At 71.8% G+C, this 6,214-nt stretch carries 9 protein-coding genes; 1 reads left to right on the top strand and 8 read right to left on the bottom strand.

Features of this window, described 5'->3' with window-relative positions; all coding sequences use genetic code 11:
* Positions 1-1,241: Zn-binding domain-containing protein (locus FNH05_RS29365; RefSeq protein WP_144592098.1), on the top strand; the 1,241-nt coding region annotated here is incomplete at its 5' end.
* On the opposite strand, the gene FNH05_RS29360 is transcribed toward FNH05_RS29365, so the two are convergent.
* The 8 genes from FNH05_RS29360 to FNH05_RS38370 form a co-directional block, all read right to left on the bottom strand.
* Complete coding sequence (locus FNH05_RS29360) at positions 1,208-1,828, bottom strand: bifunctional DNA primase/polymerase (protein WP_144592097.1); 621 nt, start codon at positions 1,826-1,828, stop codon at positions 1,208-1,210. The two genes, FNH05_RS29365 and FNH05_RS29360, sit on opposite strands and share 34 nt — an antisense overlap.
* 310 nt (positions 1,829-2,138) lie before the next feature.
* The gene (locus FNH05_RS29355) at positions 2,139-2,516 is read right to left on the bottom strand and encodes an Rv3654c family TadE-like protein (RefSeq protein WP_144592096.1); all 378 of its coding nucleotides are present in this window, start codon (positions 2,514-2,516) and stop codon (positions 2,139-2,141) included.
* Positions 2,503-2,892 (bottom strand): TadE family type IV pilus minor pilin, encoded by a 390-nt coding sequence (locus FNH05_RS29350; RefSeq protein WP_144592095.1) that lies wholly within the window; start codon positions 2,890-2,892, stop codon positions 2,503-2,505. The genes FNH05_RS29355 and FNH05_RS29350 overlap by 14 nt, the downstream gene beginning before the upstream one ends.
* Complete coding sequence (locus FNH05_RS29345; protein WP_144592094.1) at positions 2,892-3,119, bottom strand: DUF4244 domain-containing protein; 228 nt, start codon at positions 3,117-3,119, stop codon at positions 2,892-2,894. Before FNH05_RS29345 ends, FNH05_RS29350 begins: the two co-directional genes overlap by 1 nt.
* Before the next feature lie 40 nt (positions 3,120-3,159).
* Positions 3,160-3,741, bottom strand: a complete 582-nt coding sequence (locus tag FNH05_RS29340) for a type II secretion system F family protein (protein WP_144592093.1) — start codon at positions 3,739-3,741, stop codon at positions 3,160-3,162.
* On the bottom strand, positions 3,738-4,376 hold the full coding sequence (locus tag FNH05_RS29335) for a type II secretion system F family protein (protein ID WP_246128004.1): 639 nt from the start codon (positions 4,374-4,376) through the stop codon (positions 3,738-3,740). The genes FNH05_RS29340 and FNH05_RS29335 overlap by 4 nt, the downstream gene beginning before the upstream one ends.
* Before the next feature lie 122 nt (positions 4,377-4,498).
* Positions 4,499-5,668 carry a TadA family conjugal transfer-associated ATPase gene (locus FNH05_RS29330; protein WP_144592092.1) on the bottom strand — a complete coding sequence of 390 codons (1,170 nt, stop codon included), beginning with the start codon at positions 5,666-5,668 and terminating at the stop codon, positions 4,499-4,501.
* Positions 5,665-6,214 (bottom strand): CpaE-like family protein (locus tag FNH05_RS38370; RefSeq protein WP_483964234.1); only part of this gene is annotated, 550 nt, incomplete at its 5' end. The genes FNH05_RS38370 and FNH05_RS29330, both read right to left, overlap by 4 nt.

Genomic DNA, 6,214 nt, shown 5'->3' with positions numbered 1-6,214 from the left:
CTCTCGCCTCGTTCTGGCAGCAGGCGGGCCGGGCGGGCCGCGCCGGGGACGAGGCCCTCGTGGTGTTCGTCGCGCGGGACGATCCGCTCGACACCTACCTCGTGCACCACCCGTCCGCGATCCTCGACCGCCCGGTGGAAACGACGGTGCTCGACCCGGCGAACCCGTATGTCCTGGCACCGCAACTGGCGTGCGCCGCGGCCGAGCTGCCCCTGACCTCGGGCGAACTGGAAGCCTTCGGCGGCGAGACGGCCCGCGCGGTACTGGAGTCGCTGGTCGCGGAAAAGGTGCTGCGGCGCAGGGCGAGCGGCTGGTACTGGACTTCGCGGGACCGGCCGCAGTACGAGGTCGACATCCGGGGGTCGGGCGGCGAGCAGGTCGCCGTCGTCGAAGCGGACACCTCGCGTCTTCTCGGCACGGTCGACCCGGGTTCCGCGTGCGCAACCGTGCACCCCGGCGCCGTCTACCTGCATCAGGGCTCGTCGTACGTGGTGGACGAACTGGACCTGGAGTCCGGGATCGCGCTCGTGCACGCGGAGGATCCCGAATGGACGACCTCGGCACGCGAGGTCGCCGACATCACCGTGCTGTCCACTCAGGAACGCGTGGACTATGGCGGGGTCAGCGTCTGCCTGGGTGACGTGGCGGTCAGCTCGCAGGTGGTGGGTTATCTGCGCCGGCGCCCTTCGGGCGAGATCATCGACCACGTGCCGCTGGACCTGCCGGAGCAGACGCTCGAAACCCGCGCCGTCTGGTACACGATTTCGGCCGATCTGCTGGAGGAAGGTGGCAGGGCGCCGGGGGGCGCTGGGCTGGAGCCCGCGCGCATCCCCGGCGCCCTGCATGCCGCCGAGCACGCGGCGATCGGCCTGCTACCGCTGTTCGCTACGTGCGACCGCTGGGACATCGGCGGGGTTTCGACCGCGCTGCACACTGACACCGGGGAGGCGACGGTGTTCGTGCACGATGGCCATCCCGGTGGAGCGGGATTCGCCGATCGCGGTTTTTCCGCTCTCGTCCCTTGGCTGGTCACGACGCGGGAGGCGATCGTCTCCTGCGAGTGCCCGGCGGGATGCCCGTCCTGTGTTCAGTCGCCGAAGTGCGGGAACGGCAACGATCCACTGGACAAGGCGGGGGCGGTGGCTGTGCTGGACACCGTGTTGGGGGCGGTGCGTCGTCACGGCACCCGGCACGGCCACGGGGGTGTTCAGGCAGCGACCGGAGCCGCGGCCACAAGCTGAGTCGAGGTCTCGGTCTGGTCGAGGGCCTGGGCCAGCACGGAGTGCACCGCGGTGGCCTCCGGCAGGCGCCAGCCGCACACTTCCGGCTTGACCCGCCAGTGCACGACACCGTGCTGGTACGGGGTCGGCGGCAGCGGAACCCAGCTTCCCTCGCCGTGCCAGCGAACCTCACCGCTGGCGGCGAGCTGCTCGGGAAGGCCGTCGGCGGCGGCGGTCAGGAACAGCCAGCGGCCGTCCGGGGTGGCGACGATGGGCGCAGGGTGACCGGTGGCCCGCAGCAGCCGAGCAGCGCACTTGCCCAGCTCCACACCGACCTCGATCGCGTCCACGACCTTGCCGGTGGCGACGAGGAGGCTGTAGGGCTGTCCAGTCCACCATTCGGCGACCTCGTTGGGGTGGGCACCGAGCCGGTCGGCCCAGTCCTCGTGCACCGGAACCGGTCCGGACCAGCTTTCGGCATCGGGCTCCATCTCGGGGAAGGTGCCCGGCAGCACCGGCCAGCCGTGCCAGGCGAGGCCGATGGCCTCGGCACGCAGCTCGATGCGGAACGCGCTCCGCCAGCTATCCGACCAATCCGTGTCCAACATCCGTCAACAACTCCTCGTCCGTCCCACCGCCCGGTGGCTTTCCCTCAGTCAATAAACGGCAACTTGCAGAAGGCCGGTAGTAGGCGGTCGACAACCGGCCGTTACGGAACGACGAGCGAACGTGCGTCGAACCCGGGCCGAATGCCGCCCGACGATCGCCGGTCGCCGTTCCACGGTGGGGACCAGCCGTGCCCACCCCTGTCACTTCGTGCGCCTTTTTGTTGTGACACAAGTAATCCAGTGATGTGGACCACGCGAGGGGGCGCAGAAGGGCCTGACCGTTCAGCGCGCGTGACCGACCGTCCATCCGCTATCCACCGTGGTCCGTCCGATCTCCGGACACCGTTCGTCGCTGCACGGGACCGGCGCGGGCCCGGGCCATGGCCGGACCGAAGCCTGCAGGCCCTTCGGCGGTGACCTCCACAAGGGCATCCCATTGTTCGAGCCGGCAGGCGGTCAGCCGTACCGCCATCTCTTCGGTGACCAGCCGGGCCTGGCCGCAGGCGGCCTCGGCGCCCCGCTCGGCGTGGCCTGCGGCGGCCAGTGCCGCCAGATCCGCGGCGGCGCCGGCCTGGTGCCGGCTCACGATCGCTGCGCCGAAGGCGAGCAGAGCGGCCAGGACGGCGGCCAGGGCGGCCACCGCCCCGGCCACCCAGATGGTGGCCGTTCCCTGATCATCCCGGAGCACGTGCCGTCCCCGTTCCACCCGGCTCGGGCACCGCCTCGAGCACTGTGAAAGCACGACCGCGCAACCGGACACCCGGCAGCAGGCCGCCCATCGGATCGGCGGTCACCTCGACGATCGCGGTTTCACCTTCGATCCGAACGGTGAGCCGGGCACCTGCCGGAGCGGTCTCGGCCACGGTCTGCTCGGCGAGCGGGCGCTGGCCCCGGGCGATCAGCCTCGCGGCCTCGCGCGCCGCGTCGACACAGCGGAGCTGGCCGGTGACCGCCGTGACCGCGGCGATCAGCAGTCCGAACACAACGGTGAGCGCGCACAGGCCGACCGCCGCCTCGACGGTGACCGCGCCGCGATCGGGGCCGGCCCGGACCGCCGCGGGCATCAGAACGTCACCACCAGAGCCCGCTCGATCAGCGACGTCAGCTTGGAGACCACCGAGTCGCCGGTGATCACCGTGTACAGCAGTGCTGCCAGAGCGGCGGCCGCGACGGTACCGATGGCGTACTCCGCCGTGCTCATTCCCTCGTCCGAACCCAGGAGCGGGCGGAACCAGCGGCACCACCACGGGGCCTTGCGGCGGACGTGCCGCCCTTGTCCCAGCAGAACCATGAACTCTCCTCATTCCAGTGTCCATAGTGGACTGATCAGATCACAGCAGGTTGACTCGTCCGGCCAGCCCCAGCACCACGGGAAGCACACCGAGGCACAGGAACGCCGGTAGGAAGCACAGCGCCAGCGGTCCGGCGATCAGCACGCCCGCTCGCTGCGCCCTTGCTTCGGCCTTCTCGGCCACATCGGCCCGAAGCCTGCCTGCCAGGTCTTCGGCGACCTCCGCCAGCGCGGTCCCGGATCGCGCGGTCCGTTGCGCCGCCCTCGCGAACTCGGCCGTGCCGGGACAGGTCCGGGCCATCGCCCACGCCTCGCCCGCGTCCGCCCCGAGTTCCAGCAGACCCGCGGCCGCCCGCAGCGCCTCGGTCTCCGGACCGGCCACGGTTGCGGTGACCGACCGCAGGGCCGTGGTGACGGGCAGACCGGCCCGTAGACAGGCGGCGAGCAGATCCCACAACGCCGCGAGCTGGAGTTGGCCGATCTGGCGGTTCTTTCGGCCGAGGGTCCGGTGCGGCCGGTGGCGGAGCTCACCGGCCAGCCGATCGAGCCGCCTGCTCGCCACCGTGGGAAGCGGCACGGTGAGAACCGCCGCGCCCGCCAGCACGAGGGCTGCGACGCTCACGGGAGTACCCGCACCGCGGTCAGCCGCGCGCTCCACGCAACCCCGGCGAGTATCAGGGCGGAGCCCAGCGCCATCAGCAGTTGCCCCGGCGGCGTGGTGACGAGGAGGTACACGGGATGTGCGCCCATCGCCTCCCCCAGCAGGAGCCCGATCCCGGGGAGGGCGGCCAGCACGGTGGCACTGGCCCGCGGCCCCGCCATACCCGCCTCTGACCGGGACAGGAACCGCGCCCCGGCGACAAGATCGCGCCGGACCGCGTCGAGCAGGTCCGCAAGCGGCAGACCGTGCCGACGGCTCAACGCGGCAGCGGTGGCCAGCCGCCCCCGGATCCCCGCCACGAATTCGGGTCCTTCTTCGTCGAACCCCGCCAACAACGACGACACCTGCCCGGGTGCGACGGCCAGTGCGGCTTCCCTTGCGGCCGTGGGACTGGCACCGCCACGCAACTCGGCGACCATGACCCGCAGCGCCTCCGCCACCGCCGTCGCTCGCTCCGTCTCCGCCTTCCTCCGTCGTCGCACCCGGCGCTGCTGCCATCCGGCGGCGCACAGCGCCCCGACGGACAGCGTGCCCGCCAAGCCGAGGAAGGGGATGGCCACCGGCAGGGCCGTCAACCACAGGCGAGGCGGGCGCAACCAGGCAGGCAATCGCCACCCGCGTTTCGGTGCCGGTGCGCGCAAGGCAGCAAGCCGGGCCTGCGCAGGACGAGTGGCGGGCCAGGTCAGCAGGGCCACCATTCCACACAGCAGGGCAGGAATCACCACGGCGGCCGCACCCCTCTCAGTTCCAGGAGAGCGGACAGCAGTGGGCGCCGCCGAGTCCATTCCCCGGCCTGCCATACCGGCACCACCCGAATCTCTCCGGCTGCGTCACGGCTCAGCACGCCGACCTCCGCGAGCTGCCGGCGCCCGCCGGGTAGCCGCCGCATGTGCAGCACCACCTGGACCGCCGCCGCCAGCTGACTGTGCAACGCGGCCCTGGACAGCCCACCCAGGGCTGCCAGCGCTTCGAGCCGGGCGGGAACCTCGGCGGGCGAATTCGCATGAAGCGTGCAGGCGCCGCCCTCATGTCCGGTGTTGAGCGCGGTGAGCAGTTCGCAGACCTCCCGGCCGCGCACTTCGCCCACGACGAGACGGTCGGGACGCATGCGCAGCGCCTGGCGAACCAGCTCCCCGAGCGTGACCTCCCCCGCCCCCTCCACATTGGGAGCCCGGGTGACCAGCCGGACGAACTGGGGATGGCTCGGGCGCAGTTCGCCGACGTCCTCGACGGCGAGGATCCGCTCTGTCCGGTCCACCGCTCCGAGCATCGCGGCCAGGAGAGTGCTCTTTCCCGCACCGGTACCGCCGGTCACCAGGAAGGCGAGCCTGGCCGAAATCACCGTTTCGATCAGGGTGAGCCCGTCCCCGTCGAACGTGCCCGAATCGGCCAAAGTGGCCAAGTCGTGCGCCGCGGGCCTGAGCACTCGCAAGGAAATACAGGTGCCGTCCGCGGCGACCGGCGGCAGGACCGCGTGCAGACGGACGGTTCCGTACCTGCCGACCCCGGGCAGCCATCCGTCCACGTACGGCTGCGCGTCGTCGAGCCGGCGCCCGGAGGCCGTGGCGAGCCGTTGCGCCAGCCGCCGCACCGCTTCGTCGTCGGGGAACCGGACCTCGGTGCGGCGGAGCCCGGCGGCGCCGTCCACCCACACCTCGTCCGGGGCCGTCACCAGGACGTCGGTGACCTCGGGCTCGGCCAACAGGCCTTCCAACGGGCCGGCGCCGCTGAACTCGTGCCCCAGCACCTTCAGCGCGTCAAGCACTCCGGCATGCCCGACCGGACCACCGGCCTCGGCGCGAACCGCCTGCGCGAGAGCCATCGGACCGGTGCCGGAACCGCTACCGGCCAGGCGATGCCGGATCCGCTCGATCAGTTCCGGTGTCATGCGGCGGCCTCCACGGCGATGGGCCGGGCGGCCACCAGGATCGTCCGTGCCGCCGTCGCGAGCGGGCCTCGGCGCCGTAGCAGGAAATTCCCGCACTCCAGGGCACGGTCGAGATGACGTTCAGAAGCCATCGAGGCCAGCAGCGGAATCCCGATGTTGTCGGCAACCTCCTGCGGATTGAGACCGCCCGGCGCGGGCCCGCGCACGACCAGTCGCAAACAGTCCGAACAAGGGGCAAGACTGCGAACGAGCCGCTGTGCGGAAACGCAGGCACGTAGCTCCGCAGGCACCACCACGACCAGGAGATCCGCGCGCCGCACCACGGCCTCGGTGGCGGCGCCGGGATGCCGGGAGAGGTCGCACACGACGACCCGCCCCGCCCGGCGGGCAGCGTCCACAACGGACCCGACCGCCTCGGCGTCCGGTCCCTCGCCGTCGCTGGAGAGGAAGGTGAGCCTCCCGTCCCGGTGCCGGTGCCCTGGCAGGGCCTCGTCGAGGGTGGTCATGGAGATCCGGCCGCCGTCGAGGTGCAGGCCGGACCAGCGG

This window comes from Amycolatopsis rhizosphaerae, assembly GCF_007713715.1.
In the GTDB taxonomy this organism is placed as follows: domain Bacteria; phylum Actinomycetota; class Actinomycetes; order Mycobacteriales; family Pseudonocardiaceae; genus Amycolatopsis_E; species Amycolatopsis_E rhizosphaerae.
Note: the sequence above shows the minus strand (reverse complement) of the source record. Positions and strands in the feature narration are given on the sequence as shown.

Coding starts and splice junctions, on each gene's coding strand:
- FNH05_RS29360 (WP_144592097.1), bottom strand. CDS start 1,828: ATGTTGGACACGGATTGGTCGGATAGCTGGCGGAGCGCGTTCCGCATC.
- FNH05_RS29350 (WP_144592095.1), bottom strand. CDS start 2,892: ATGCCCGCGGCGGTCCGGGCCGGCCCCGATCGCGGCGCGGTCACCGTC.
- FNH05_RS29345 (WP_144592094.1), bottom strand. CDS start 3,119: ATGGTTCTGCTGGGACAAGGGCGGCACGTCCGCCGCAAGGCCCCGTGG.
- FNH05_RS29330 (WP_144592092.1), bottom strand. CDS start 5,668: ATGACACCGGAACTGATCGAGCGGATCCGGCATCGCCTGGCCGGTAGC.